The organism is Pseudonocardia phyllosphaerae (assembly GCF_046546475.1).
GTDB lineage: Bacteria > Actinomycetota > Actinomycetes > Mycobacteriales > Pseudonocardiaceae > Pseudonocardia > Pseudonocardia phyllosphaerae.
Map to the genome: position 1 here is coordinate 131,423 of NZ_JBKGXS010000002.1, position 25,402 is coordinate 156,824.

Here is a 25,402-nt window from a genome sequence, read left to right on the forward strand (position 1 = left end):
CGGACGGAGCCGGACGTGCCGTCACGCGGGCGGTTGCCCGGCCAGCGTGGCGAAGTTGAGCACGAGCTGGTTGACCGTCCCCGCGCGGTAGGCGAGGGCGAGGCCGACCCGCGGGACCGGATCGGTCAACCGTCGCAGGGTCACACCGGCGACGCGCAGTCCCTCGGCGCGGTGCTCGGGCACCGTCGCGAGGCCCGCCCCGTCGGCGACGGCGCGCATCAGCTGCTCGTCGTCGGGCTCCTCACGCACGACGATCGGGCCGTCCTGCGGCCAGACCTGGGCGCGGATCTCGTCGTACCAGCCCGCGCCGTTGTCCCGTGACCAGAACACGACGGGCTCGCGGGCGATCTCGCACCGGTCGATCCGCTCGCGCGCGGCCAGCGGGTGGAAGTCCGGCAGGGCGATCAGGATCTCCTCGGTCCCGATGATCTGGACCGTGAGTGCCGCAGCGACGACGGGCGGGCGCACGAACGCGATGTCGATCGCATCCTCCTCCAGCCGCTCGATGTTGCGGCTGGTCCAGCCGGTCTCGGTCTCGATCCGTACCTGCGGGTGGCGCTGCCGGTAGGCCGACACCAGCGCACCGGCCTGCGGCCCCGGGGCGGAGCGGGTGTAGGCGATCCGCAGGCAGCCGGACTCCCCGCGGCCGGCCGCGCGGACACGGTGGCTCGCCAGCTCGACCTGGTCGAGCAGTGCCTTCGCCTCGGTGGCGGCGACGTACCCGGCCTCGGTGAGCCGGAACCGCGGACCGTCGCGGTCGAGCAGCGCGACGCCGAGCTCGCGTTCCAGGATGCGGATCTGCTGGCTGAGCGACGGCTGGGAGACGTGCAGGCGCACCGCGGCCCGGGTGAAGTTCAGCTCGTCGGCGAGGACGGTGAAGTAGTACCACCGCCGAAGGCTCACGTCGGGCCCCATGCGGCGACTATAGGCAGCGCCCGGCCGCGGCGGAGCCCAGGAGTTGCGGCTACGCGTCGGCGTCGCTCGGGACCTCGGCGTCGCACGCGGTGATCCGGTAGAGCGTACTCGGCCCCTCCCCCGCCATCGGCTCGAACCCGGGCACGCCGCGCAGGTCGTCGAGACCGGGGAACGTGCGCGACTGCGGGTCCCACGACCACAGCGTCGGCGGCCCGGTCAGCGCGTAGCCGGTGCCGGTGGCGCGCACCGCGGCGCAGACGGCCGGGTCGGTCGCGGCGTCGCGCAGCCGTTCGGCGATGATCCGCTGCTCGGGCGTCCACTGGCCGGTGAGGTGCGGGAACAGCACCTGCCGGTCGGCGAGTGTCCACAGCAGCGCGTTGCCGGTCCACGGGTTCTCGGCGACGACGGCGTCGGGCGGCAGCATCGCCCCGGCGCGGGTCAGGAACTCCTGCTGGCCGGGCAGCAGCAGGACCTCGCTGGGGTGCTGGTAGATCCCGGCGAGGCTCTCCGCGTGCGCGCGCTGGTACAGCCCGCCGGAGGCGGCGACGAGCGCGGCCAGCGCCGCCGCCGACGCCACCGCGGGCCGCATCGTGACCTGCACCCGGGGCAGCGACGCGGCGGCCCGGCGGACCAGACCGGCGAGCGCGAGCGTCCCGAGCACGGCCAGCGGCACGGCGACGACCGGCACCATCGCGGCCAGGCGGGGCGAGTCGTTGTACCAGACCCCGGTCCACTTCGACGACGGCGTGACGGCCGCCATCACGTAGAGCGCGCCGGTCGTGATCCAGGCCGCGACCAGCCAGCTCGTCCGCGCGCGGCGCAGCGCCGTGACCGCTCCGGCGACGACGAGCGCGGAGATCGTCCAGGCGGCGGTGAAGTCGTTCGGCGAGCTGGTCAGCACGCTGTACCAGCCCGACGCCCAGGTCTCGAACGGCTGCCACTCGTAGCCGCGGATGCCGTCGAGCACCGGCCAGACGACCATCACCCAGTACGCCGCCGCCAGCGTCCCGGCCGCCACCGCGACCAGCGCGGACGCCGTGATCCACCGGTGCGCGAGCAGCCGTCGCAGGACGGCGCCCGCCGTGCCCCAGATCAGCGGCCACATCGCGACGACGGCGAGGCCGAACACCGCGTTCGGATGCCCGAACCCGACCGCGGGCACTCCGACGACGGTCAGCGCCAGCGCCCCGCGCCTCGACAGTGATCCACCGCGGACGAGCCCGGCGAGCACCGCCACGACGGCGACGGCGGCGGGCATCAGCGCGACACCGAGCAGGTTCGGCCACAGCGCGCCGTAGGTGACCAGCGCCCACGGGAACGCGCCGAACCCGAGCGCCAGCAGCGGCGTCGCGAGTGCGGCGCCGGCCGACGGACCGACCAGCTGGCGTACGAGCAGCAGCTGGGTCGCGGGCCACACGACGACGGCGACCGCGAGCGCGGTCATGTTCGACGCGGTGACGATGCCGGCGCCCGACGACGCGACGAGCGAGACGACCGCGTGCCAGCCCGCCGGGTAGAACGACGGCGAGTTGACCAGGCCGCCGAGGGCGAGCGCCGAGGCGTCGCCGGTGTCGAGGATCCGGGCGACGGCGTTGTAGTGGAAGCTCGCGTCGAACGTCTGGGACACCGCGTCGGGGCGCCCCATCCCGACCAGCGCCGCGGTCAGCCCGATCCCCGCGGCGACGACCGATCCGGCGGCCGCGGCCGGGCCCGTCCAGCGCCCGTCGGGCTCGCGTACGCCGCGCCCGCTGCGGAACCGGCGGGCGCCGAACGCACCGACGGCGACCAGGACCGTGGCGAGGATCGGCACCGCCGGCCCCCATCCGATGCCGAGCTTCCCGCCGACGACCGCGGACCCGGCCAGCACGCCGACCGACACCAGCGGTGCCGCGCCCCAGGCGGTGACCCCGCGCAGCCCGGCCGCGCGGACGACGGCCAGCCCGGGCAGCTGCAGCCATCCGGCGGCGAGGAGCAGTACGCCGACGGCGGCCGTCCAGCTCATCGGGCGGCCTCCTCGGGGCGGGCTGACGACAGGGAGAACCCGGGCGTAAGGGACGCGCCGGGTGTGTCCTCCACGTTACCGAGTCGCCCGGCGAGGGGTCCGAGGGCCGGGCGCCAACGGCAGGCGGGGTCGTCGGAACCGCCCGACGACTGCCCGGTCGCGCTACGATACGTGTATCGCAGGAGGTGGTCCCCATGCCGTTGTCGGTCCGGCTGACCGAAGACGAGGAAGCACGCCTGGACGCGCTCGCGAAGCGGACCGGCCGATCCAAGACGTTCTACGTTCGCCAGGCGATCCAGGCCCACCTCGCCGAGCTCGAGGAGCGCTACTGGGCCGACGCCGCCGTTCGCGAATGGGAAGCGTCCGGCCGGAAGTCCCGCCCCGCCGAACAGCTCTGGGATGAACTGGATGTGTGAGCCGGTGGCGTCTCGAGACCTCCCCTCAGTGCGACCGGGCGACGCATCGACGAACGGAGAACGGCATGGCCGGGGACGCGTCCGAGCTGGCCACGATCGGTGAGGTCGCCGAGCGGTTCGGCCTGACCACGGCCACCCTCCGGTACTGGGAGGACCGCGGCCTGATCACACCGGAGGAGCGGCGATCGGGAAGACGGCGGTATGGGCCCGACCAGATGCACCGGATCGGCCTGATCCAGATGTGGCAGAACACCGGCCTCATGAGCCTCGACGAGATCGGCGCGATCCTGACCGGCGGCGTGCCGGCGGACGGCGGCTGGCGCGCCGTCGTCCTGGATCGCATTCAGGCCATCGACGAGCAGCTCCGCATCCTTGCGACCGGCCGAGCTCATCTCGAGCATCTCCTGACCTGTCCTCGTGACAATCCGGCGGTGCAGTGCGAACGGCTGCGCACGACGGTCCAGGAACGCATGGCCGGAAACGACGTCACCCCGGACCAGGTTCCCGCGCCCCGACCGTGACGGGGACTCCGAGCCTTGACTTCATGTCGACATGAAGTTGAAGACTCCCCGGCGATCGAGATCGCCGAGATGATGCGCTGCGGCGCCGGGGAGAGTCATGAGCCGAGCACACGGCATGGCGGGCACGCCTGTTCCGGACCGTTCCCGGCGAGGCCCGGGAGCGCTCGTCGTCGCCGCATTCGTCCTGCTCAGCCTGAACCTCCGCATCGTGTTCGGTGGCGTCGGGCCGCTGATTCCGAACCTGCAGCTGAGCCACACCGCCACCACGGCACTGACGACGTTGCCGCCGCTGTGCATGGGACTGTTCGCGCCCGTCGCCGCATCGCTGCGCGGGCGACTCGGTGACGAGCGGTCGCTGTTCGCCGCGATGGCCGTACTGGTGATCGGCATTCTGATCCGGTCGTCGGGCACGACCGGACTCTTCGTGGGCACCGTCGTCGCCAGCATCGGCGTCGCGGTGATGAACGTGATCACGCCGGTGCTGGTGAAGAAGCGGTTCCCGCCCGAGCGCATCGGCGTGATGATGGGTGTCTACGCGATGATGATGGGCGGTGGCGCGGCCGTGATCGCCGCGTTGACGGTCCCGATCTTCCGCGCCTCCGGCGGCTCGGCATCCACGGCCCTCGGCGTCGCGGTGGTCCCGGCGGTTGTCGCTCTGGCCGCGCTGACGACGCAGCTGCGGCATGGGCCGGACCGCAGCCGAGGAGGCTCGGTGAGCTGGACCGGGCTCCTGGCCAACCGGATCGCCTGGAGCACCACCTGCTTCTTCGGACTCCAGTCGCTGATGCTCTACACCGTCTTCGCCTGGCTGCCGACGATCTACGTAAGCAACGGTGCCGACCCCGCCACCGCGGGCGTCTACCTGTCCCTGTGTGTGATCGCGGTGTCCCTGGGTGGCTTCTTCGGTCCGAGCCTGGCCGGCCGACGCGCCGACCAACGACCGTACGTCCTACTCACGGCGGCCCTGTGCTTCGTCGGAATCGCCGGTGTCCTGTGGGCGCCACTGTCCAGCGCGCCGGTCTGGTCGGTCGTCCTCGGTATCGGTCTGGGTGCAGGACAGGGCATTCCGGGCGTCCTGTACGTCGCGCGGGCCCGGGACCGTCAGACCGCGGCGGCCCTGTCCGGTATGGCCCAGACCATCGGCTACGTCATCGCCGCGACCGGACCGATCCTGACCGCTGCGCTGTTCGCGGCGTCCGGGACATGGACGATGCCGCTGGTGCTGCTGCTCGTGCTGCTCGTGCTCAACGCCGTGGTCAGCCTGCCCGCGGGACGTCCGGGGACGGTCGACTGAGCACCGGACCTCGTCCGTCGTTGTCCGAGATGGTCCCGTCCGTCACCGTGGAGCCTTCAGCAACGGCGCCAGCGACGTGTCGATCGCGTCGAGCGTCGCGCGTGCCCCGCCGTAGGTGGTGGCCTCGGTCAGCCGGAGCGGAAAGGTCCGCTTCGCCTTCACCCCGGGCAGCGTCGCCCACAGCGGCGTGTCGAGCACCTGCTTGACGGGGTCGGGCACGGAGCCATCCGGGTTCACCGAGTAGGTGATGGCGTCGGCCTGGCCGAGGCTGGGGACGAGCTCCTCCAGCGAGGTGTACTCGCTCACCGCGCGGGCGCCCGGTCCGGGCTCGCGCACCTGGCCGTAGTAGTTGACGCCGATGTCCTGGGCGATGTTGGTGCCGCCGGAGTTGGCGTACTCGCGCTGGAACGTGCCCTGCGCGATCTGCCCGTAGCTGCCGACGTGGCCGAACTTCAGGCCGGGCAGCACCCGCTGGTACTTCGTGCGGAGCTCGGCGGCGCGGGCCTCGTAGGCGGTGCGGGCGGCGTCGAATCCGGCCAGCGACGCGGCCGCGTCGGCCTGCTGACGGGAGTAGTTGCGCCAGTCCGACGGGACCAGAGGCCCGATCGCGACGACCGGGGCCGTCGGCGTCAACTGGTCGAGAGCGACGCCGCCGACGGCGACCTTCGGCACTCCCAGCACGATGAGGTCCGGCTTCAGCGCGGCGATCGCCTCGTAGTTGATGTCGGTGTTGGTGTCGCCCGCGACGCGGGGCAGCGAGTCGTAGGTCTTGCGCTGCTCGGGGGTCAGGAACGGCAGGGCCCGCGCGAAGTCGGAGATCCCGACCAGCGGTGTGCCCGCCTCCAGCAGCGTCGGGACGGCGTAGCCGATCGCGATCACCCGCTTCGGCTGGACCGGGATGGTGACGGTCCCGTTGTCCGCCTGGAACTCCCGGGTCGGACCCGCGTCCTCCTGCGCAGCGGGACCGGAGGCGCACGACGCGACCAGCGTCAGCAGGGCGATCAGCAGGGCGAGCGCCCATCGCGCCCGCGCCGATCCGTACCGGTCCATGTGGTCCTCCACGTTCACGATCCCGTTCTGGTTCACGATCCGACCTCGACCAGGTGCCGATACAGCCATCGCCACTCGCGGCGCTCGACGTACTCGCGGTGCCGCCGAGCGAGCACGTGGTCGCTGCCGGGGACGAGCAGCATGTCGACGTCGCGGTCCGCGCCCATGAGGGCGTCGATCAGCCGCCAGGCGTGATGCATCGTCACCTGGGTGTCGGACTCCCCGTGCACGACGAGCACGTCCCCGGTGATCAGTGGCGCATAGCGGACCGCGTCGGCACGGGCCCAGCTCGCCGGATCGTCCGGGTGGTCGTAGGCCTCGAGGATCATCGCCATGACCAGGCGTCCGTCGTAGCGGCCGGACGCCAGGATCCCGGCGCGGTAGAGCTCGGGGAACCACGCCATCGCCATGGCCGCGGCGTAGCCACCGGCGGAGTGGCCGTAGACACCGGCCCTGTCGAGGTCGAGGTAGGGGCGTTCCGCGGCGAGCGTGCGCAGGACGGCGGCGTGGTCGTCGAGCCCGGCGCCGGCCAGCGCGGAGAAGGAGGCGTCGTGGAAGGCGCGGCCCCGCCCGGGCGTCCCGCGGCCGTCGATGGTGACGCCGACCAGTCCGAGCGCGGTGAACGGTTCGACCTCGTCGGCGGCGAACCACGGGGCCGCGCGGAACACCTGCGGCCCCGGGTACAGGTGGTCCAGTACGGGCCAGCGGCGCCCGGCGTCGAAGTGCGGCGGGAAGTGCAGGGTGCCGTGGATCGTCGTCCGCCCGTCCGCACCGAGTGCGCGGAACCGCTCCGGCGGCGTCCAGCCCAGTGCGACGAGCTGGGAGACGTCCGCCTCGGCGACGGTGGCGAGCTCCGCGCCGTCCCAGCCGCGCACCGTGGTCACCGGCGGGTCGGACACGGTGGAGGCGACGTCGATGAAGCCCGGGAGATCGTCTCCGCGTCGCGGCAGGCCGGGGTGGGCGTGGTCGAGGTCGGGGTCGACGAGCGGGACGAGCGGCTCCCCGCCGGGTGCGCCGTCGAGCGAGACCCGGCACACGGTGCGCCGGTACGGGTCCGTCGCGCACAGCCCGGACACCGAGATCCAGGCGGTCCGCGACGCCGCATCCACCCGCAGGATCGCCTGGGTCACGATCTCGCCGGAGGTGATGCGCCGCAGGCACTCCCCCGTCACGGCGTCGTAGAGGTAGAGGTGACCCCAGCCGTCGCGCTCGGAGAACCAGAGGACCTGGGACGGCTCCCCGGCGTCGTCGGCGAGCACCCGCACGACGGCCGGGGTGTGGAACTGGTCGGCCGGCCGCACCCGGCGCCCGGTCTCGGTGGCCAGGACGCGGCTCGCTCCCGTGGCCGGGTCGATCGCGAACAGCCGCAGGGTGCGCCAGTCCCGGCTGCTGTGCAGGGCGTAGACGTACTGCCCGTCCGGCTGCCACCACACGTCGCCGCGGGCCAGCGGGGTCGTGTGTGTGCTCGGCAGCCCCGGCACGTCCGGCTCGACGACCCGTCCGGTGGCGGCGTGCACGACGAGCAGCTCCGCATGCGGGACGTACGGGTCCCCCGCGTAGGCCTCGTGGAACACGAGCTCCTGCGGGGGACCCCCGTCGGCGGGTGCGGAGTCGGTGACCCGCCGCTGCGCCACCCCCTCGGTGCGCAGTCGCTGGGTCACCACCATCGACCCGTCGTCGGACCAGATCGCGATCGTGCGTTCGGACAGCCCGTCGATCTGACCGGGGGCGCGGGGTGCGCCGTAGCGGGCCTCAGGCGTGCCGTCGGTGGTCAGGACCCGGCGGCTCCCGTCTGCGTCGTCGAGGACGAGGTCGTCACCGTTGCGGCCCAGGGTGTCGGCGCCGTCCGGGGAGGTCCTCCGGAACTGCTCGGGGACGAGCAGGCGGTGCGCCTCGCGCTCTTCGGTGTCGGTGGCGGGGCGCCGCTCGCCGTCGGCCGGGTCGAGCACGGTCAGGGAACCCTGCGGGGCGGCGGAGGTCCGGTAGGCGAGCCGGGGCGGGTCGCGGAGCCACACCGCGGTCTCGACCAGACCGTCCACCAGCGACGAGCGGTGCCGCGGGAGGAGCTGGTCGGCGAGCCGGAGCCGGTCGGCCATCGGGTCGTCGACGCCGTCGCTCACCTCGCGCACCTCCGGCTCCCCCGCCTCTCCCCACCCGCCCGATCGCTGGTGAGGCTAGCCTCGCCATACAGCACAGACGTGTCGCTGGACAGACACCCGATGTAGGCAGGAGGACTCGCATGGGACGTCCGCTGCTGGGCCGCGGGCTCGATCCGGCCGAGCCCGCGCGCTACGACGAGTTCGGCTACGGCCTCGGCCGGGCGGACGGCATCTACATCCTGCGGTACCGGGTCGACGACGTCCTGGACTTCACCGGCACCCGCCAGGACTTCCTGCACCAGCTCTACGTCGCCCCGGCCGGGATGCTGTCGGTCCGGCGCGGGACCGCGTTCGGCTTCGTCGGGCCCGGCGAGGCGTTCTGGGCGTCGCGCGCGGCCCGCCACGAGGTGTGGGCGTCCGGGGCACAGACGGTGCACCGGGTGTGCCTGCGCGAGCCACCGCCTGCACTGCGCGACGTGAACAGCGGGATCGTCCGGCTCGACCATGCCGCCGCCGACGCCGTCGTCGCGATCAGCCGAGACGGCGTCTCCGAGGACGAGGGGCTGCGTGCCCGCGCCGTGATACTCGACGGCGTCGACCCGCCCGCCGGCGACGACCCGCCCGGTCACCCCGACGACGGCCCCGCGCTGCTCGTCGCCCGCCGGATCGCTCACGACCTCGCCGACCCGCGTCCACTGCAGGAATGGGCGGCGGAGCTGCACCTGAGCGGCCGGACCCTGCAACGCGACTTCCACCGCGTCTTCGGCACCACGTTCGCCCGGTGGCGCACGGGATTCCGACTGGAGGCGTCGAAGACCCTGCTGCACCTGGAACCGTTGTCCACAGTGGCCCGGCGGGTCGGTTTCTCCGGGGCGTCGTCGTTCGTGGCCGCGTTCCGGACGGCCTTCGGGGAGACGCCGATGGCCTACCGGCGACGGACGTCGTCGCACCTCGGGAGGATCACGACATGACCCGCATCGGGATCACCGGCTACCCGCCGCAGACCGATGCGACAGGGTTCTTCACGCACGTGCGGTACTCCGCCGAGCCCGGCGCGTAACCGCCGCCGACCGGGACGAGGCCATCAGCGATCAACTTCCGCTGCGTGGCCTCGCTGGGCGGCCCAGGGTTGACCGACCGTGACTGCTGCAGGCCGTACTCCCGCTGAGCCCGTTCCTTGGCCGCGTTCAGCGCGGGGCAGTCCTTGTTCACGATGATGTTGCCGACGAGGCGGGCAGCTGCCTGCGGCTCGCACGTGAACTCGAGCCCACCGGTCGTGGGCTGCGGCTTCTCGACAGCCTCGACCTTCCGGACGCGATCCGCCTCTGCTGCCTTCCGGGCGCGCTCAGCTGCCGTCACCGCCCGGCTCGCGTCCGCGACCACCTCTGCAGCCACGCCCCGCTCGGCCGGAACGATCGACACCGCGCGCGCCGAGACCGAAGGCTGGGCGATGACACTCTCGGCGGCGGCAGGGGCAGGGCGGGCCACCGTCACCGCTGCGCCGGCGGCTACCGAGGCGCCGACGACGAGGCCGGCCAGGGAGCGGGTGATCGTGTTCATGGCAGCCTCGTGTGAGCGTCGGGACCCCGACTCGGTGTCGGCGTCTCTCACCCGGCTCATCGGCCCGCCGAACGCCGTATTACCCGCCGCTGACCAGCGTCAACAGTTCTGACGAGCTGAGCCTCGAAGGCTCTGACTCCGCGCGTAATGCCGGTTCGCCTTCGCCCGGTTGCCGCACGACGTCATCGAGCTGCGGAGCCCCCGAATCGGGATCGCCTTCCCCCTCAGCGGGGGCCGACCTCGAATGCCAAGTCCGTTTCCCGCCGGAACTCATCGCTCGGCTGGGGTGTGATCGACATCGATTAGAACCGCTGCATCCCGGACCGACCTGAGGAGACCCCCGATGGCCGCAACGACCGGTCGTCTACAGCGGCGCCCCGACCGGCTGCTCGTCCAAGAGCCATCGGTCTGATGCGAGTTCTCGCGGGGCTACCTCTGGCCGTCATAAATGGGCTTCCTCCATGTCACGCAGTACCGCCACATCGAGAGCCTTCGCCAGCGGCTTCCGGGCAGCGTTGCTTCCGCGACTGCGCGGACCTCTGAATAGGTGTGTGCCGGCGGCCAGACCATTGGAGCGCTGTGCTCCCACCAGCCGTACCGACGACGGAGGACCGCGTGCTGTGCCATCCCCGCGATATCGAACATCCGGTCGACGGGCCCCCCAGAGCGTGCGAGCCCGACGTTGACGACGACACCACCGGGAGCGGCCAATTCTGCAAAGCGGCGAAACGCCTGCTCCACATGCGGAAGGTGGTGGACCGTGGCGGCCGAGGCGACCACGTCGAATGAGCCCGGCACGAAGGGATAAGACATCACGTCGCCGTGGACCCAGTTGACGGACGGGTCCTCGGTGCGAGCGGTCACAAGCACTGCGGCGTCCTGGTCGACAGCAGTGACGGAAGGGACCCTCCGCCGGAGGTCAGCGGCGAGGAGACCGTTGCCGGTTCCGACGTCGAGCGCAGTGCGCGCCCCGTCGGGTACGACATTCAGGATCTGCCGGTGGTAGTGAATGTTGTGGTTCCACCGGCCCTCGAGCGTGCGCGACATCCGCACAGTCTGCCAGGGCAGGTAAGCATGGGAGACGATCATGTCTCGGTGGTAGGCCGCCAACCTTCTTCGGTTACGGCGACAAGATCGTAGAGATACGACTTATGACTCTTCCAGCTGCGCCAAGGGCCCGTTGGGGGATTCGTCCCATGCGAGGGATGGAGCGGCCAACCATTATACGTGCCGTCGGCACCGACTATGCACCAACCCCGTGGATCAACATATCGACATTCGACCAGACCATCCGAGCGACGGAAGATCCCGCGATTTCGCGCCATGCTCGAAAGAGCAAAGATATATTGGAACCCGTCGAGCCGACGTCGAAGGACGAAAAAGTCCATGGCGCCAGAGTACGCCCGACTCGCCGCCGTCGAGGTTCGTTGACGTTGGGCCGCGCTATGGGCGCAGCTCGTCGACGACCTTCTGTATGCGTCGCTGTCGGGTTGGCGCCTGCTTCGCTGCCTCGACGCTGTTGACTCGCTCTCGGCGCTTGCTGAACGACAAACCGTCGAACGTGTCCCGGAGCCCGGCGTCGTCCAGGGCCGCAGCCAGATCATCAGGCACGGTGACAGTCCGCTCCTCGGTGTCCAGCTCCAAGCCGACTTCCACCTCGTCGCCGGCGGCGACCCCCGCCGACTCCCGATTGTCGGCGTTGAGCGGGATCATGAACTCGCCGCCGTAGACGGCGACCGTGCTGCGATAGGCATGACCGCCAACTTGCACGCGTACCCGCGGCTTCTTGCCGCCGGCCAGCTCATCGATGACTGATCCGGGCACCCGGAACCCGGTCGCCGTCTTGCCGCCCAGCTCGATCGTGGTCCTGAAACTGATCATGAGACCCTCCCGCGCCGCTTCCGAAGAGACTCTCACGAAGCCAGGAACGCAGGAAGCCTCTCGTCTCCGGACACGACGTCCGACGACCAGCCTGTGGCGAGGCTCCGGACAGATCGAGAAGATCTTCCGGGAGACCACGCAGGCTGCCTGATCACAGAGGGCGGAATGGCGCTGACCAGCGCGGGAGCTTCTCCCAACGGTCAGCGTCGTTTCCCGTCGTCGGGTGATCTCCGAGCCGATGATGGCCTGGGAACGGCCCCACCAGCCCGCTCCCTCACAGGCATCGGCTGCGGTTCAGGTTCCATCCGTCGCCCTGGCGCAGCCCGACCGCCGGCTGTTCCTCGCGATCCCGACTCCTATGGCCGCACCGCAGTCCGCTGTGCGTGGGACAACGACCGGACAGCGCGGTGGGGAGTACTACCTCTCCAGCGGACGATGGGGCGTACCGCTCGGCGAACGAGTACGCGATCATCCCCGACTCGGAACTCACTTCCCCCACGGATTGATCACTCTGACGCCGGTGTCCTCGAAGTCGCCGGTGTTCCGGGTGGCGAGCGTGGCCTCCCGCGAGACGCAGATCGCGGCGATCTGGGCGTCGGCCATGGTCATGGGTCGACCTGATTGCTCCCGTCCGGAGACGATGCCCGCGTACTGCCCGGCCGCGCGAGCATCGAACGGCAGGATCACGTCCCCGAAGTCGAGGAACGCTCTCGCCGCGGTCTCGGAGAGGCGATCCTTGCGGCGGCCGTCCGGGAGCCGGGCGATGCCGTACTCGACCTCGGCGAGGGTGATCGCGGTGGTGTAGAGCCGACCCGCCGTATCGACCCAGGCGAGCACGTCCGGGTCCGGTCGGTCCCGCATCATCTCCGAGACGACGTTGGTGTCGATGACGATCACGGAACGTCCGGTAGGTCGGCGGCACGGGGCATGTCCGACCGACGCGGAGGCTGCAGGTCGGCACCGCCGATCGCCGCGAAGCGCTCGCGGATGGCCTGGGCCAAGTTGGGTTGTTCGTCCTCCGGCGCAGTGACCGCATCGGTCAGGATCGCCCGGACCTCGGCTTCCATCGACCGTCCGTGACGAGCAGCCCGAACCTTCAGTCGGGCTGCGACGTCCTCGGCGAGGTCGCGCACGCTGATCGCGGCCATGGCTCCCACCTCCTGCTGTCAATGCTAGCAACGCACTCCGCGCCCGGACAGCACGCGTTACCCGGGGGCCGAGTCAGGAAGCTGGTAGCGCATGCCACGTCGTTGTCCGGACTCACCTCCAGCTCTCCGAGCTGCGCGTCGAGGGGGTCTGCTGCAGCAGACCCCACCGTCGCCGTGTCGCTCGCGCTGGGCATGGCCTACTTCGGGACGACCGGCGAGCGTCGACAGCCGCCAGAACCATAGTGAAGCAGTTAGTCAAGCAGCCGCTTCAGAACGACGAAACCCCTGGCCACATCCGGCTCATCGAGCCTGTGACCAGGGGTTTGACTGTGGGCGATACTGGGATCGAACCAGTGACCTCTTCGGTGTGAACGAAGCGCTCTCCCCCTGAGCTAATCGCCCTCAGCGGTGTCGTTGACTCTACACACCGCCTGCACCCACCCGTCACCGGGGGTGCACGTCCGGACCGCCGTCCCTACTTCCCGGGCATGAGGTGCGCGATCGGCGACTCGAGCCAGGACCAATGGATCCCGACCCAGCCGGCGACGGTCGAGAACACCCCCAGCAGCCAGGCGCAGCCGGCGACGATCGCGAGGATCCCGGTCATCACGAGCAGCTGCACCGGCCGCGACTGGCGGCCCATCCAGGCCACCCAGGCGTCGTAGCGGACCCGTACCCAGTGCAGCAGCTTCCCGGCCCAGGCGAACTCGGCGGCGAGGATGCCCAGCCCGGCGAAGATGATCACCCAGCCGGGGCCGGGCGCGGGCAGCGCGATGATGCCGACGATCACGACGACCGTCCCGACGACGCCCATCATGATCCGGTAGGCGAGGTCGAGGACCGGGTTGCGCGCGATGCGCCCGCGGAACACGCGGTAGCGGACCCGCGCCCGCCGCAGCGCCACGCGCATCGACTCGCCGCGCCGGCTGGTGCGGCTCGACGTCGCCTCGCGGGCGCCGTCGGATCCGTCCGGGGGCGCCGGCGAGGACTCCGTTGTGGGCGAGGACTCCGTTGTGACTGACGAGGGGTCCGGTGTGGCTGGACGTGCGCCGCCGGAACGAGCGCCCTCGGGTGTCTCCGTACTCAGGTCTGCACCTGCCCTGCCGCGACGACATCGGTCGGCGCGGCCGGGGCCACCCGTCCGCGCTCGAGCGAGACGGCGTACTGCGCGAACGCCCCGCTCCCGGACGATGCTACGGAAATCGGACCGGACGTACCGGACGCCACGTCGAACGTGCCGATCGGTGTCGGCTGCGCGGCACCGTTTCCGATGCCCCAGAGGACGTAGGTCTGGTCGTCGGTCCGGTTGGGCGGCATGCCCATCGGGACGAGCTCACGCGTCCCGTCGCGGACGACGAGCGCGGCCATCGTCGCGCCGTTGCCTCCGTCACCACGCAGGAACGCGTGCTCGCTGCCGGGCTGCGCCATCTGCCCGAGGACGTCCTGCATCCGGCGGCTCTGCTCCTGGGCCTGCTGGGCCTGGGCGAGCGTCGCATCGCGCTCGGACCGCAGTCCCTGCACCTGGTTCACGAGGATTCCGCCGCCGACCAGGAGGGCGAGCACGGCGGCCCCGGCGACGAGCAACCGTCCGCCCCGGCGGGGCCGGGCCCGGCCGGGACCGTTGTTCTCCCGGCGCGGCGCCGGCCCGGGCGTGCGGCGCGGCTTCGCGGCGTGCCGGCCGCGCGGCATGTCGTCGTGCGGTCCGGCGACGTGCGGTGCATCGGCGCGGGGTGCGTCGCTGCGCGGCGCGTCGTCCTGCGGGGCGGCCGCGGCCGGGGCGATCCGGTCGGCCGGGATCTCGGGAAGGGTCCGCTCCTCGGCGGGCTCGGCCTGCGGGGTCCGGCGCGCCTGCTCGACGATCGCGTCCCGCAGCCCGGGCGGCGGCTCGTACTGGGGCAGCGCGGTCGCCAGTCCGGACGTGACGCCCGCGACGTCGTCGGCGATCCGGCGGCACTCGGCGCAGTGCGCGAGGTGCTCGGCGGCGGCCATCTCCTCGTCGGGCTCGAGGGCGTGCAGGGCCCAGCCGACCGTCTGCTCGGCCATCGGGCAGCCCCTCCCCTCGTTCCCGCTCACGCCATTCCTCCTGCCAGGCCGTCGCCGACGGCGGGGCCCAACGTGTTCCGCAGCCGGCCGACGCCGGCGAACATCCTCGACTTCACCGTGCCCAGCGGCACACCGATCAGCGCCGCGACCTCGCGCTGGGTGTAGCCGCCGTAGTACGCGAGGGCGAGCACCTGCCGCTGCTCGGCGGGCAGCCTGCCGAGGGCGTCGCGCACCTGGGACGCGACGAGCCCGCTGATCGCGCCCTCGTCCGCACCCGGGCCGGCCGGGGCGGACCACTCGGCGCCGTCGTCGGTCGCGGGCACGGTCCGGCGCCGGATCACGCTCTCGCGCCGGACGGCGTCGACGGACTTGTGGTGGACCAGGGTCAGCAGCCAGGTGCCGAACTTCCCGCGCTCGGGGTCGAACCGCGACGGGTCGCGCCAGAACGCGAGGAAGACCTCCTGGACGACGTCCTCGGCGAGCCCCTCGTCGGCACAGATCCGCCGGGCCAGTGAGTACGCCTGCCGCCCGAACCGGTCGTACAGCTCACCCAGGGCGGTGGAGTCGCCCGACACGATGCGCCCCACGAGCGTGCGGTCGACCTCGTCGTCACGCCGGGGCCCGGAGCGCGCACCACGAGCCGCGGGCCGCTCCTCCTCGGGGCGGTCCGGCGAGTCGGCGATGCCAGCCACCAGCGTTGTCCTCACGAGATGTCTTCGACGTGTACGCCCGAAACGGTTCGGTTGACGGCGAGGGTAGTCGTCCGCCGTCCCCCATCTCACACACACGGCGCCCGGCCCGCCCGTTCGGCCGTCACCCGGGCGCGGTGAGTTACACGGTTGTGACTCGATCGGGCGTCATCCCGTAGGTGATCAACGTTGATCCGTACCGACCCGTCACCCCGGGGGCCGCAGTCTCGTTCTCCGGATAACGCCCCCACGCGACGCCCCCAGAAAGAGGATGACCGATGCGCGACGACACCAAGACGATCCGGGCGACGGCCATGTTCGAGCTCATCGCTCCGGACGCCCCGGTCGTGCCCGTCAAGGTCGAGCTGTCCTACTCGAGCCGGGACCCCTACGCCGTGCAGGCCTCCTTCCGCACCGGCCACGACAGCACCGTGGACTGGGTCTTCGCCCGCGACCTGCTCGGCGACGGCCTGGTCGACTCGGCAGGCACCGGCGACGTCCGGGTCCAGCCGATGGGTGACGACCCGACCCGGATCGAGCTGGAGCTGACCTCCCCGTCCGGCCACGCTCTGTTCACCACCTCCGCGCAGACCCTCTCGGAGTTCCTGCAGGCGACCTACGACGCCGTCCCGCCGGCCCAGGAGTACTCCTGGCTCGACTTCGACGCCGCGCTGTCGGACCTGCTGGACACCACCGCCCAGGACTGATCGGACGCACCTCGCCGCCGGGCGGAGCGCCGAGCTCCGCACCTGAGGAGACCACCGGCGGCGCGGAGGGGGTCGCATCCCGCCCCCGGGCGGGGTGCTAGGGTCTCCTCACCGCATCGGAGACGGGCCCACGGCCCGGATCCGATGCACGTGCGGACGTAGCGCAGCTGGTAGCGCATCACCTTGCCAAGGTGAGGGTCGCGGGTTCGAGTCCCGTCGTCCGCTCGGAGCAGGAGAAGTCGGCACTCCGGCGGAGTGGCCGAGTGGCTTAGGCAAGGGCCTGCAAAGCCCTGTACGCGGGTTCGATTCCCGCCTCCGCCTCGCGCGATTAGCTCAGCGGGAGAGCACTACCTTGACACGGTAGGGGTCACTGGTTCAATCCCAGTATCGCGCACCACGCAGAGATCCCCGGCGCCCATGCGGCGCCGGGGATCTCTGCTTTTCCGGCCCTGTCTCCTTTACCGGCCCCGTCTCTCCGCGGGCCCGCTCCCCCGGCCGCGCCGCCGTCCGGGCCGCGCCTCCGGGGGCCGCACCGGGCCGCACGCCTCCGACCAGCGGAAGTCGATCAACCCGACCCCCTCGACGAGCGCCACGGACAGTGCGCTACTGTTCTCCCAACGCACCGGGAACGGCCGGAGACGGCCGGGAAACGGTGGAAGTGCGGACGTAGCGCAGCTGGTAGCGCATCACCTTGCCAAGGTGAGGGTCGCGGGTTCGAGTCCCGTCGTCCGCTCGAGCCGGGTCTCGTTCACGAGCCGGGTATCCGGCGGCGTGGCCGAGTGGCTTAGGCAAGGGCCTGCAAAGCCCTGTACGCGGGTTCGATTCCCGCCGCCGCCTCGCGCGATTAGCTCAGCGGGAGAGCACTACCTTGACACGGTAGGGGTCACTGGTTCAATCCCAGTATCGCGCACCATTTCCGGGAGATCCCCGGGCCGATCCGGCCCGGGGATCTTTTCGTTGCCGGGCGCTCGCCGATCACATCGGCGACGATCGAGGGGCCCGCCCCGCCGACGTCGCCGGAGGACCTGATGACCCGCGAGTTCCGCACCGTCGTAGCCGACCTCACCTACACCGAGTGCCCCCGCTGGCACGACGACCGGATCTGGTTCGTCGACTTCTACACCTACCGGGTGCTGTCGGTCCGGGAGGACGGCAGCGACCTGCGTGTCGAGGCCGAGGTGCCCGAGCAGCCGTCCGGGCTCGGGTGGCTGCCCGACGGCCGGCTGCTCGTGGTCTCCATGCGCGACCGGCGGATCCTGCGCCGCGAGACCGACGGGAGCCTCGTCACCCACGCCGACCTGTCGGCGTACGCGACCGGGCACGTCAACGACATGGTCGTCGACGACCGCGGGCGCGCCTACGTGGGCAACTTCGGCTTCGACCTCATGGGCGGCGCCGACCTCGCCACCGCGTCGCTGGTGCGGGTGGACCCCGACGGCACCGTCACAGAGGTCGCCGACGACCTGTGGTTCCCGAACGGCAGCGTCCTGACCGACGACGGCACGCTGCTGGTCGACGAGACCTTCGGCAACCGGATCACCGCCTTCGACGTCGCCGACGACGGCTCGCTCACGAACCGCCGCATCTGGGCACGGTTCGGGGACCTCCCGAGCACCGACCTGGCGACGGCGGTGGGCCAGGCCGTCGTCGCCCCGGACGGTTGCGGGCTCGACGCCGAGGGTGCCCTCTGGGTCGCCGACGCCACCGGCGGGCGCCTCCTGCGCGTCCGCGAGGGCGGCGAGATCCTCGAGGAGGTCCCGGCCGGGACCGGGGTGTTCGCCTGCCTGCTCGGCGGCGCCGACGGCCGGACACTGTTCGCGAGCGCGGCACCGGACTTCCACGAGCACGCCCGCAAGCAGGCGCGCGAGGGATCGGTCATCGCGACCCGCGTCGAGGTGCCGCACGGGGGCCGACCCTGACGGCCGGGTGCCACGACCGGTGCGCTAGAGTTTCCGGGTCGCACCGCGGAGTGCGTGTGCGGACGTAGCGCAGCTGGTAGCGCATCACCTTGCCAAGGTGAGGGTCGCGGGTTCGAGTCCCGTCGTCCGCTCGCAGCCGGGAGCCCCGGCCGGATCATCCGGCCGGGGCTCTTCCGCATTCCAGGCCCGCTTGCCACTCTGATGACAATCGTTGTCCTTCGGAGGGACCCCATGAGCGGACCGCAGCTCGACCACGTGGTGCTCGCCACCCGCTCCCGGGCCGACGCCGACACCGCGATCGGCGACCTCGGGCTCACCGCGGGCAGCCGACGTGCCCTCCCCGGCACCGGACTCTCGAACGTCGTCGTGGCCGTCGGGTCACAGCTGCTGGAGATCCACCATCCCGACGGCAGCGAGGTCACGCCGGACGCACCGCCGTACGGCCGGATCGAGCAACGCGTCCTCGCCGACCGGCCGGACGCGTTCGCCGCCCCGGTCGCGTGGGTGCTGCGGCTGCCGACGGAGACCGCACTGCGGGAGACGGCCGAACGTCTCGGATACCCCGTCGTCGAGATCCCGGCCGAGCCACCCAACAATGCCGGCCACCTGCTCACCGGCCTGGGGGCCAACCTGGACCGGCCCTGGCTGCCGATCTTCATGCACTGGGTGGCGCCGCCGCACGTGCCACCCAGGCTCGCCGACGCGACCGGCGAACCGCCTGCGGGGCATCTGGAGCTGGAGATCTCCGCCCCGGAGGACGCGCTGCGGGAGTGGTGCCCGGACCTTCCCGACGCCGTGTCCGTGCAGCCGGGCCGGGACGGCCCGCTGCGCGTCCGGATCGTGCTCGACGACGGTACGACGCACGTCCTCGGCGGCCCCTGACCCGCGGAGCCGACCGCAACACCCGGCTGCGACGCTCGGCGGTGTGGAACGCATCCATTCGGTCGCCGTCGTCGGGGTCGTCGTCTCCCCCGACGGCCTCGTCCTGGCCGCGCAGCGACGCGACGACGGGCGCTGGGAGCCGCCCGGCGGCGTCCTGGAGGCCGGGGAGCGCTTCGAGGACGGCGTCGTCCGCGAGATCCGCGAGGAGACCGGGCTCGACGTCCGGGCCGAGCGGCTGACCGGCGTCTACAAGAACCTGGTGCGCGACGTCGTGGTGCTCGTCTACCGCTGCTCCCCCGTCGCCGGGGCTCCCGGCCCACGGGCCGAGACCAGCGCCGTCGAGTGGATCACCCCGGACGAGGCCGTGCGCCGGATGCCGCCGGTGTTCGCGGCCCGGGTCACCGACGCACTCGCCGACGGAGCGCCCGCGTCCCGGGCGCACGACGGGCACGACCTGGTCTGAGCGCCCCCGTCCGATCGTCCCGGAAAGTGTCGGGGGTCACCTCTACTCTGCGGCCCCATGACGACCTGGGACGAGTTCGCCACCGCGGCACCGCACATCGCCGCGATCTTCCGTCGGCGCCACGCGGCCACCGGCAACCTCTGCCTGCTCGGCACGCTGCGCGCCGACGGCTTCCCGCGGATCTCGCCGGTGGAGCCACGGTTCCTCGACGGTGAGCTGTGGATCGTCGGCATGCCCGGCACCCGCAAGTTCGCCGACCTGCAGCGCGACCCGCGCTTCACCCTGCACACCGCCACCACCGACACGACGGTCTCCGACGGCGACGCCAAGATCTGGGGCACCGCGCACGACGTCCGCGACACCGCCCTGCACCAGCGCTTCGCCGAGATGGTCTACGCCGACATCGGCCTCGACCTGCGCGGGCAGGAGTTCGACTACTTCCCCGCCGCGGACGTCCTCGGCGGGTCGAGCGTCGAGGTCGGCGAGGACGGCCTCGCCGTCACCGTCTGGCGGGCGGGTGACACCGAGGAGGTCGTCCACAAGCACTGAGGCTCCCGGTCGGCGCTGTGGTGCCGGTCGGCTCTGCGGTGCGGCCGGCTCCGTGGCTCCGGGTCAGTGCTGCGCCGGAGTGCGCCGGATCGCGCAGCGCAGCCGGACCGGCAACCGGACCGGGTCGGGCGCTCCCCCGCCCTGCAGCCAGCGGGTGACCGCGCGGACGTCACCGGTGCTGCGGACCGGCCCGACCACGACCACCGGCGACGTCGGGCGCCGCTGCGCGTCGCAGGCCTGCACGAGCAGCATCAGGCCGGGCCGGCGCGTCGCGCACAGCCCTGCGCCGAGGCGGCAGCCACTGGTCACGAGCACACCGTGCCGACTGTCGCGGACGACGGCGGCGAGCCCCTCCAGCAGCACCTCGTCGACGCCGGGCAGCGACGCCACGACGCCGGTGTCGGCAGTGCCGTCAGTGCTGCCGGTGTCGTCGTCGAAACCCGAGGGCGCCTGCGCGCAGGATCCGCACCGGACCGCGGTGAACCCGTCCATCGGCCACCTTCCTGCAAACCGCAATCATTACCGTTTAGACTGACGGTAGCAGTCGAACGCGCAGGAGGAACCCCGTGAAGCCCGGCATCCACCCCGAGTACGGCCCGGTCGTCTACCAGGACATGTCCACCGGTGACCAGATCCTGACCCGGTCCACCGAGTCGTCCCGCGAGACGATCGAGTGGTCCGACGGGAACACCTACCCGCTGATCAAGGTGGACATCACGTCCGCCTCGCACCCGTTCTGGACGGGCGCGACCCGGGTCCTCGACGCCGCGGGCCAGGTGGAGAAGTTCCGCCGCCGCTACGGCGCCCGCCGCTGACCCGGCCCCACCGGCTGCGTCCCGCCGAGCGCGGTACGGGCGCAGCAGCAGTACGGCTCAGCAGCAGTACGCAGCCCGCCCCGGGCGCACGGACGACACCGTGCGCCGGGGCGGCGTAGTTTCGGACGCGTGCGCCGGCGTCGTCGCGAGCCCGTGCAGGTCGTCACCGACCTGCGGGAGCCGCTGGTCGTCGAGCACCGGCGGCGGATCCGGGTACGCCTGGTCGCGATGGTCGTGTGGATCATCGGCTGGGTCGTGGCCGGCGCCCTGTGGCAGCACGGCTGGCTCGCGACCGGGATCCTGCTGGGCAGCGGCCCGGGGATCTGGATCCTCTGGTGGCTGGTGATGCCGTCACCCGCCCACGGCCGCCGCAGGGATGTCGACCCCCGTCCGCCGCGGGCACTGCCACCCGGTTGATCAGCACTGCCACCCGGTTGATCAGCACTGCCGCCCGGTTGATCAGCACTGCCACCCGGTTGGTCAGCACTGCCGCCCGGTTGATCAGCACTGCCGCCCGGTTGGTCAGCACCGAACCGCTGCGATCCCCGCAGGAACGTGTTGATCGGCTCCCGGGCTGAGGCGGGCATGAAAAACGGGTGGGCGACCACGGTGATCCGTGATCGCCCACCCGGGTGTCCGGCTCGGCCGGGTCGCCCCGGCTCCGACGGAGGGTGTCTCGCGTCAGGCCCGGCTGACGCGCACCATGTCCTCGCGCGGGATGACCTTCATCCGCTCGCGGCCGCGGTCCTCACCGAGGCTCCGCTCGTGCTTGTCCAGCGCCAGCCAGCCGTCCCAGGTCGTGAACTCGACACCGCGCTCGTCGAGGAGCTCCGGGATCGCGTCCAGCTCGGGCTTGGCCGCACGCGGCAGCTGGTCGACGTCGGCGAGCAGGCTCTTCACCGTCTCCGACGCGCAGCTCTTGGTGTGGCCGATCAGGCCGACCGGGCCACGCTTGATCCAGCCGACGGCGTAGACGCCGGGCAGGTCCTGCACGCGGCCGGCCTCGTGCGGGATGACGCCGCGGCCGTGGTCGAACGGGATCTCGGCCAGCTCGGAGCCGGTGTAGCCGACGGCGCGGTAGACCGCACCGACCGGGTAGTCGACGAACTCGCCGGTGCCCCGGACGTTGCCGGTGCCGTCGTACTCGGTCCGCTCGATGCGCAGGCCCTCGACGTGGTCGGTGCCCAGCACCTCGGCCGGCTTGGAGAAGAAGTGCAGGTGGATGCGGCGCTTCTCGCCACGCGGGTCGCGCAGCGCCCACTCCTGCAGGATCTTCACGACCATGCCGACGTGCTTGCTGGAGCGCGCCTCGTTCTCCGAGGCCTCGTCGAACTCCATGTCCTCGGGGTTCACGACGACCTCGAGGCCCGGGACGTGGTCGAGCTCGCGCAGCTCCATCGGGCTGAACTTCGCCTGCGCGAGACCGCGGCGGGCGAACACGTGGACGTCGGTCGCCGGGTTGGCGGCGAGCCCGGTGTGCACCGAGTCGGGGATCTCGGTGCTGAGCATGTCCTCGGCGGACTTGGCCAGCACCCGCGCGACGTCGAGCGCGACGTTCCCGGCGCCGATCACGGCGACCTGGGACTGGTCGAGCGTCCAGTCGCGGGGGACGTCGGGGTGCCCGTCGTACCACTGGACGAACTCGGCGGCGCCGTGGCTGCCCGGCAGGTCGATGCCCGGGATGTCGAGGTCGCGGTCGCGCTCACAGCCGGTGGCGAAGACGACGGCGTCGTAGTGCTCGCGCAGGTCGTCGAGCGTGATGTCGGTGCCGTACTCGACGTTGCCGAACAGGCGCACGCCCGGGTTGTCCAGGACGCGGTGCAGGGCGTTGACGATCTGCTTGATCCGCGGGTGGTCGGGGGCGACGCCGTAGCGGACCAGACCGAACGGGGCGGGGAGCTTCTCGAACATGTCCACCGACACCTCGGCGTCGGACTTCAAGAGGGTGTCGGCGGCGTAGATACCGGCCGGTCCGGCACCCACCACCGCGACGCGCAGCGCAGTCATCGTTCTCCTCGTGGTGTCGACGACCCTCGAGCATAATCGTGGTTAGGCTTGCCTTCGTATGACCCCGGTAACACAGTGCGCGGCAACACGTCGGGGAAGTGCCGGCCGATCCGCTCGGAGTGATGACGCCACTCCCGCGGGTAACCGAGCGAGGCCTCGACGAACGGGACGCCGTCGACGGTCACGGTGCGGGGAATGTGCAGGTGACCGTGCACGACGACCTGCGCGCGGTAGCGCCGGTGCCAGTCCGCGGTGGCCGTCGTGCCGCACCAGAGCGCGAACTCCGGGTGGCGGAGAACGTCACAGGGATCACGTACCAGCGGCCAGTGGTTGACCAGGACGGTCGGCACGCCGGGGTGCTCGTCGTCGAGGGCGTCGAGGCGCGTCGTCGTCTCCGCGACCCGTGCCGCGCACCAGGCCGCCCGCGACGGGTACGGGTCCGGGTACAGCAGGTGCTCGTCGGTGCACACCACCCCGGCCGCGTAGGCCGCGGCCAGGCCGTCCTCCGGCGTCGTCGTCCCGGCGGGCAGGAACGAGTAGTCGTAGGGCACGAACAGCGGTGCGACGACCGCGGGCCCGCCCGGCCCGGTCCACAGCGGGTACGGGTCCTCCGGGGTCAGGACGCCGATCTCGCGGCAGCGGCGGACCAGCTCGTCGTAGCGGGCGACGCCGCGCAGCTCCTCCCCCGGGCCGTCCGCGTTCTTCGCCCGGGTCCACAGCTCGTGGTTCCCGGGCACCCACAGCACGCGGGAGAACTTGGCGCGCAATGTCTCCAGTGCACCGAGCGTGCCGGCGACCCGCTCGTCGACGTCCCCGGCGACGATCAGCCAGTCGCCGGGATGACCGGGCACGATCGACTCGGCGATCGCGAGGTTCTCCGGGTAGCGGACGTGCAGGTCGGCGACCGCGAGCAGGCGCGGCCCGGCGGGGACACCGAGGTCGGGCATCGCGCCAGTAGACCGCGCGCGGCGCCCCGCCCGGCGCGCGGGGATGGCCGCGTTCCCCCGTCCGGCGTAGGTTACCGGGAGTAGCCTCAGTGACGAGGGACCAGCGGGAGGTCGGCGATGGCGGGATCACGAGGAGCGCGGCGCTGGATCCGGTGGCTGCTCCGGCACGGGGCGGTCCGCCGGGAGGTGACCCGGCAGGCGAACAAGGGCGACCTCGGCGCCCAGATGATCATCAATCCGGACGCGGTGGCCGACCCGTACCCCGCCTACGAGGCGATCCGCGCCCAGGGCCGGATGGTGCGCTCGGCGCTGACCTACACCACCGTCGACCACGAGATCACCACCGAGGTGCTGCGCAGCCCGGACTTCTGCGTCGGGATGCGGATGCCCGAGGACGCGCCGAGCCTGCTGCGCGGGCTGCTGAAGGTCGGCGGGAGCTGGCCGCTCGGTCCGGCCGAGCCGCCGTCGCTGCTCTCGATCGACCCGCCGGACCACAACCGGATCCGCAAGCTGGTCACCCGCTCGTTCAGCGCGAAGGCGATCACCCGGCTGCGCGGGCGGACCGAACAGATCGCCACCGAGCTGCTCGACGAGCTGGAGGCGCGTGCGGGTACCGACCGGCGGGCCGACGTCGTCGCCGGGTACGCCTCGCTGCTCCCCGCGACGGTGATCACCGAGATGCTCGGCGCCCCGGTGTCGATGCGCGACCAGTTCCTGGCCTGGGGCGAGGGCGGCGCGTACTCGCTCGACATGGGCCTGGACTACCGGACGTTCCGCCGCTCCGAGCAGGACATCGACGCACTCGCGGACTGGATGGCCGGGCACTTCGACGAGCTGCGCCGCCACCCCAACGACTCGATCCTGTCCTCGCTGGTCGGCGCCTACGACGAGGAGGAGGGCCGGCTCACCGCCGACGAGCTGCTGTCACTGGCACTGCTGCTGCTCGCCGCCGGGTTCGAGACGACGGTCAACCTCATCGGCAACGGCACCCGGCTGCTGCTCGCCCACCCCGAGCAGCTCGACCGGCTGCGGGCCGACCCGGGGCTGTGGCCCAACGCCGTCGACGAGGTCCTGCGCGTCGACTCCCCCGTGCAGCGCACCGGGCGGGTCGCGTCACGCGACACCGAGGTGTGCGGCTACCGGATGCGGCGCGGGACGCTGGTGCTCACCCACCTCGGCGGCGCCAACCGGGACCCGCTGGTGTTCAGCGAACCGGACCGCTTCGACGTCGGGCGCGACGGCGCCGACAAGCACGTCGCGTTCTCCCAGGGCATCCACTACTGCCTGGGTGCGGCGCTGGCGAAGATGGAGGGCGAGGTCGGGCTGCGGGCGCTGTTCGACCGCTTCCCGGACATGACCGCCGACGGCCCGGCGCAGCTGCGTGGCACCCGGGTGCTGCGCGGCTACCGGACGCTGCCGGTGCGGCTCGGGACCGCACCGGTCCCCACGCCTGCCGAGGCCTGAGCACACCCCGCACGCACCGGCGCGGCGCCGC

General features: G+C 72.0%; 27 protein-coding genes and 8 tRNA genes. 19 read left to right on the top strand and 16 right to left on the bottom strand.

Annotation, left to right across the window (positions count from 1 at the left end; translation table 11 throughout):
- Positions 1–21: 21 nt before the first annotated feature.
- Together ACLE50_RS05900 and ACLE50_RS05905 are read right to left on the bottom strand one after the other, a co-directional pair.
- Positions 22–915, bottom strand: coding sequence for a LysR family transcriptional regulator (locus ACLE50_RS05900; RefSeq protein WP_410942377.1), 894 nt, complete (start codon positions 913–915; stop codon positions 22–24).
- A 49-nt stretch (positions 916–964) separates the two neighbouring features.
- The gene (locus ACLE50_RS05905) at positions 965–2,917 is read right to left on the bottom strand and encodes a DUF6541 family protein (RefSeq protein WP_410942378.1); all 1,953 of its coding nucleotides are present in this window, start codon (positions 2,915–2,917) and stop codon (positions 965–967) included.
- 194 nt (positions 2,918–3,111) lie between these two features.
- On the opposite strand from ACLE50_RS05905, the gene relB reads away from it, so the two are divergent.
- The 3 genes from relB (at position 3,112) to ACLE50_RS05920 (ending at position 5,148) form a co-directional block, all read left to right on the top strand.
- Positions 3,112–3,333: a type II toxin-antitoxin system RelB family antitoxin gene (gene relB / locus ACLE50_RS05910; protein ID WP_410942379.1), complete on the top strand. Its 222-nt coding sequence runs from the start codon at positions 3,112–3,114 to the stop codon at positions 3,331–3,333.
- A gap of 65 nt (positions 3,334–3,398) precedes the next feature.
- Positions 3,399–3,854 carry a helix-turn-helix domain-containing protein gene (locus tag ACLE50_RS05915; protein WP_410942380.1) on the top strand — a complete coding sequence of 152 codons (456 nt, stop codon included), beginning with the start codon at positions 3,399–3,401 and terminating at the stop codon, positions 3,852–3,854.
- A gap of 97 nt (positions 3,855–3,951) precedes the next feature.
- Positions 3,952–5,148: an MFS transporter gene (locus ACLE50_RS05920; RefSeq protein WP_410942381.1), complete on the top strand. Its 1,197-nt coding sequence runs from the start codon at positions 3,952–3,954 to the stop codon at positions 5,146–5,148.
- Between the two features lie 42 nt (positions 5,149–5,190).
- Here the strand turns inward: ACLE50_RS05920 and ACLE50_RS05925 are convergent, their stop codons facing one another.
- The gene (locus ACLE50_RS05925; protein ID WP_410942382.1) at positions 5,191–6,234 is read right to left on the bottom strand and encodes a TroA family protein; all 1,044 of its coding nucleotides are present in this window, start codon (positions 6,232–6,234) and stop codon (positions 5,191–5,193) included.
- Positions 6,231–8,327 carry a S9 family peptidase gene (locus ACLE50_RS05930; RefSeq protein ID WP_410942383.1) on the bottom strand — a complete coding sequence of 699 codons (2,097 nt, stop codon included), beginning with the start codon at positions 8,325–8,327 and terminating at the stop codon, positions 6,231–6,233. Before ACLE50_RS05930 ends, ACLE50_RS05925 begins: the two co-directional genes overlap by 4 nt.
- A 110-nt stretch (positions 8,328–8,437) precedes the next feature.
- Here ACLE50_RS05930 and ACLE50_RS05935 point away from each other — a divergent pair, with 110 nt between their 5' ends.
- Positions 8,438–9,268 carry an AraC family transcriptional regulator gene (locus tag ACLE50_RS05935; RefSeq protein WP_410942384.1) on the top strand — a complete coding sequence of 277 codons (831 nt, stop codon included), beginning with the start codon at positions 8,438–8,440 and terminating at the stop codon, positions 9,266–9,268.
- Positions 9,269–9,287: 19 nt separating this feature from the next.
- Here the strand turns inward: ACLE50_RS05935 and ACLE50_RS05940 are convergent, their stop codons facing one another.
- The 9 genes from ACLE50_RS05940 to ACLE50_RS05980 all read right to left on the bottom strand — a co-directional run bounded on the left by ACLE50_RS05940 (position 9,288) and on the right by ACLE50_RS05980 (position 15,621).
- Positions 9,288–9,857 (bottom strand): hypothetical protein, encoded by a 570-nt coding sequence (locus ACLE50_RS05940; protein WP_410942385.1) that lies wholly within the window; start codon positions 9,855–9,857, stop codon positions 9,288–9,290.
- A 429-nt stretch (positions 9,858–10,286) separates the two neighbouring features.
- Positions 10,287–10,946 carry a class I SAM-dependent methyltransferase gene (locus tag ACLE50_RS05945; RefSeq protein WP_410942386.1) on the bottom strand — a complete coding sequence of 220 codons (660 nt, stop codon included), beginning with the start codon at positions 10,944–10,946 and terminating at the stop codon, positions 10,287–10,289.
- Between the two features lie 354 nt (positions 10,947–11,300).
- Entirely contained in the window at positions 11,301–11,738 is a 438-nt protein-coding gene (locus ACLE50_RS05950) for a YdeI/OmpD-associated family protein (protein ID WP_410942387.1), read from the bottom strand.
- Between the two features lie 486 nt (positions 11,739–12,224).
- The gene (locus ACLE50_RS05955; protein WP_410942388.1) at positions 12,225–12,635 is read right to left on the bottom strand and encodes a type II toxin-antitoxin system VapC family toxin; all 411 of its coding nucleotides are present in this window, start codon (positions 12,633–12,635) and stop codon (positions 12,225–12,227) included.
- Complete coding sequence (locus tag ACLE50_RS05960) at positions 12,632–12,886, bottom strand: FitA-like ribbon-helix-helix domain-containing protein (protein ID WP_410942389.1); 255 nt, start codon at positions 12,884–12,886, stop codon at positions 12,632–12,634. Before ACLE50_RS05960 ends, ACLE50_RS05955 begins: the two co-directional genes overlap by 4 nt.
- A gap of 330 nt (positions 12,887–13,216) precedes the next feature.
- A tRNA-Val gene (locus ACLE50_RS05965) sits at positions 13,217–13,288 on the bottom strand.
- Positions 13,289–13,361: 73 nt separating this feature from the next.
- Complete coding sequence (locus ACLE50_RS05970) at positions 13,362–13,796, bottom strand: TIGR02611 family protein (RefSeq protein ID WP_410942390.1); 435 nt, start codon at positions 13,794–13,796, stop codon at positions 13,362–13,364.
- A gap of 173 nt (positions 13,797–13,969) precedes the next feature.
- Entirely contained in the window at positions 13,970–14,959 is a 990-nt protein-coding gene (locus tag ACLE50_RS05975; protein ID WP_410942391.1) for an anti-sigma factor domain-containing protein, read from the bottom strand.
- Positions 14,956–15,621 (bottom strand): RNA polymerase sigma factor, encoded by a 666-nt coding sequence (locus ACLE50_RS05980; RefSeq protein ID WP_410942392.1) that lies wholly within the window; start codon positions 15,619–15,621, stop codon positions 14,956–14,958. The genes ACLE50_RS05975 and ACLE50_RS05980 overlap by 4 nt, the downstream gene beginning before the upstream one ends.
- A 275-nt stretch (positions 15,622–15,896) precedes the next feature.
- On the opposite strand from ACLE50_RS05980, the gene ACLE50_RS05985 reads away from it, so the two are divergent.
- The 12 genes from ACLE50_RS05985 to ACLE50_RS06040 all read left to right on the top strand — a co-directional run bounded on the left by ACLE50_RS05985 (position 15,897) and on the right by ACLE50_RS06040 (position 20,138).
- The gene (locus tag ACLE50_RS05985) at positions 15,897–16,325 is read left to right on the top strand and encodes an SsgA family sporulation/cell division regulator (RefSeq protein ID WP_410942393.1); all 429 of its coding nucleotides are present in this window, start codon (positions 15,897–15,899) and stop codon (positions 16,323–16,325) included.
- A 152-nt stretch (positions 16,326–16,477) separates the two neighbouring features.
- Positions 16,478–16,550 (top strand) — tRNA-Gly (locus ACLE50_RS05990).
- 24 nt (positions 16,551–16,574) lie between these two features.
- Positions 16,575–16,646: transfer RNA gene (locus ACLE50_RS05995), tRNA-Cys, on the top strand.
- 1 nt (position 16,647) lies between these two features.
- A tRNA-Val gene (locus tag ACLE50_RS06000) sits at positions 16,648–16,722 on the top strand.
- A gap of 263 nt (positions 16,723–16,985) precedes the next feature.
- Positions 16,986–17,058, top strand: a tRNA-Gly gene (locus tag ACLE50_RS06005).
- Positions 17,059–17,090: 32 nt separating this feature from the next.
- A tRNA-Cys gene (locus tag ACLE50_RS06010) sits at positions 17,091–17,162 on the top strand.
- Between the two features lies 1 nt (position 17,163).
- Positions 17,164–17,238: transfer RNA gene (locus ACLE50_RS06015), tRNA-Val, on the top strand.
- A 115-nt stretch (positions 17,239–17,353) separates the two neighbouring features.
- Positions 17,354–18,244 carry an SMP-30/gluconolactonase/LRE family protein gene (locus ACLE50_RS06020; protein WP_410942394.1) on the top strand — a complete coding sequence of 297 codons (891 nt, stop codon included), beginning with the start codon at positions 17,354–17,356 and terminating at the stop codon, positions 18,242–18,244.
- Positions 18,245–18,302: 58 nt separating this feature from the next.
- Positions 18,303–18,375, top strand: a tRNA-Gly gene (locus ACLE50_RS06025).
- 100 nt (positions 18,376–18,475) lie between these two features.
- Positions 18,476–19,126: a VOC family protein gene (locus tag ACLE50_RS06030; RefSeq protein ID WP_410942395.1), complete on the top strand. Its 651-nt coding sequence runs from the start codon at positions 18,476–18,478 to the stop codon at positions 19,124–19,126.
- A 43-nt stretch (positions 19,127–19,169) separates the two neighbouring features.
- Positions 19,170–19,589 carry an NUDIX hydrolase gene (locus ACLE50_RS06035; RefSeq protein WP_410942396.1) on the top strand — a complete coding sequence of 140 codons (420 nt, stop codon included), beginning with the start codon at positions 19,170–19,172 and terminating at the stop codon, positions 19,587–19,589.
- A gap of 57 nt (positions 19,590–19,646) precedes the next feature.
- Positions 19,647–20,138 (top strand): pyridoxamine 5'-phosphate oxidase family protein, encoded by a 492-nt coding sequence (locus ACLE50_RS06040; protein WP_410942397.1) that lies wholly within the window; start codon positions 19,647–19,649, stop codon positions 20,136–20,138.
- Positions 20,139–20,201: 63 nt separating this feature from the next.
- On the opposite strand, the gene ACLE50_RS06045 is transcribed toward ACLE50_RS06040, so the two are convergent.
- Positions 20,202–20,630, bottom strand: a complete 429-nt coding sequence (locus ACLE50_RS06045) for a hypothetical protein (RefSeq protein ID WP_410942398.1) — start codon at positions 20,628–20,630, stop codon at positions 20,202–20,204.
- 74 nt (positions 20,631–20,704) lie between these two features.
- Here ACLE50_RS06045 and ACLE50_RS06050 point away from each other — a divergent pair, with 74 nt between their 5' ends.
- Positions 20,705–20,953 (top strand): type B 50S ribosomal protein L31, encoded by a 249-nt coding sequence (locus ACLE50_RS06050; RefSeq protein WP_410942399.1) that lies wholly within the window; start codon positions 20,705–20,707, stop codon positions 20,951–20,953.
- 129 nt (positions 20,954–21,082) lie between these two features.
- Positions 21,083–21,370 carry a hypothetical protein gene (locus tag ACLE50_RS06055; protein ID WP_410942400.1) on the top strand — a complete coding sequence of 96 codons (288 nt, stop codon included), beginning with the start codon at positions 21,083–21,085 and terminating at the stop codon, positions 21,368–21,370.
- 264 nt (positions 21,371–21,634) lie between these two features.
- On the opposite strand, the gene ACLE50_RS06060 is transcribed toward ACLE50_RS06055, so the two are convergent.
- Both ACLE50_RS06060 and ACLE50_RS06065 read right to left on the bottom strand, forming a co-directional pair.
- Positions 21,635–22,960, bottom strand: a complete 1,326-nt coding sequence (locus tag ACLE50_RS06060) for an FAD-dependent oxidoreductase (RefSeq protein WP_410942401.1) — start codon at positions 22,958–22,960, stop codon at positions 21,635–21,637.
- Positions 22,957–23,907, bottom strand: coding sequence for a metallophosphoesterase family protein (locus ACLE50_RS06065; protein ID WP_410942402.1), 951 nt, complete (start codon positions 23,905–23,907; stop codon positions 22,957–22,959). The genes ACLE50_RS06060 and ACLE50_RS06065 overlap by 4 nt, the downstream gene beginning before the upstream one ends.
- A 117-nt stretch (positions 23,908–24,024) precedes the next feature.
- On the opposite strand from ACLE50_RS06065, the gene ACLE50_RS06070 reads away from it, so the two are divergent.
- Positions 24,025–25,371, top strand: coding sequence for a cytochrome P450 (locus ACLE50_RS06070; RefSeq protein WP_410942403.1), 1,347 nt, complete (start codon positions 24,025–24,027; stop codon positions 25,369–25,371).
- Positions 25,372–25,402 lie beyond the last annotated feature (31 nt).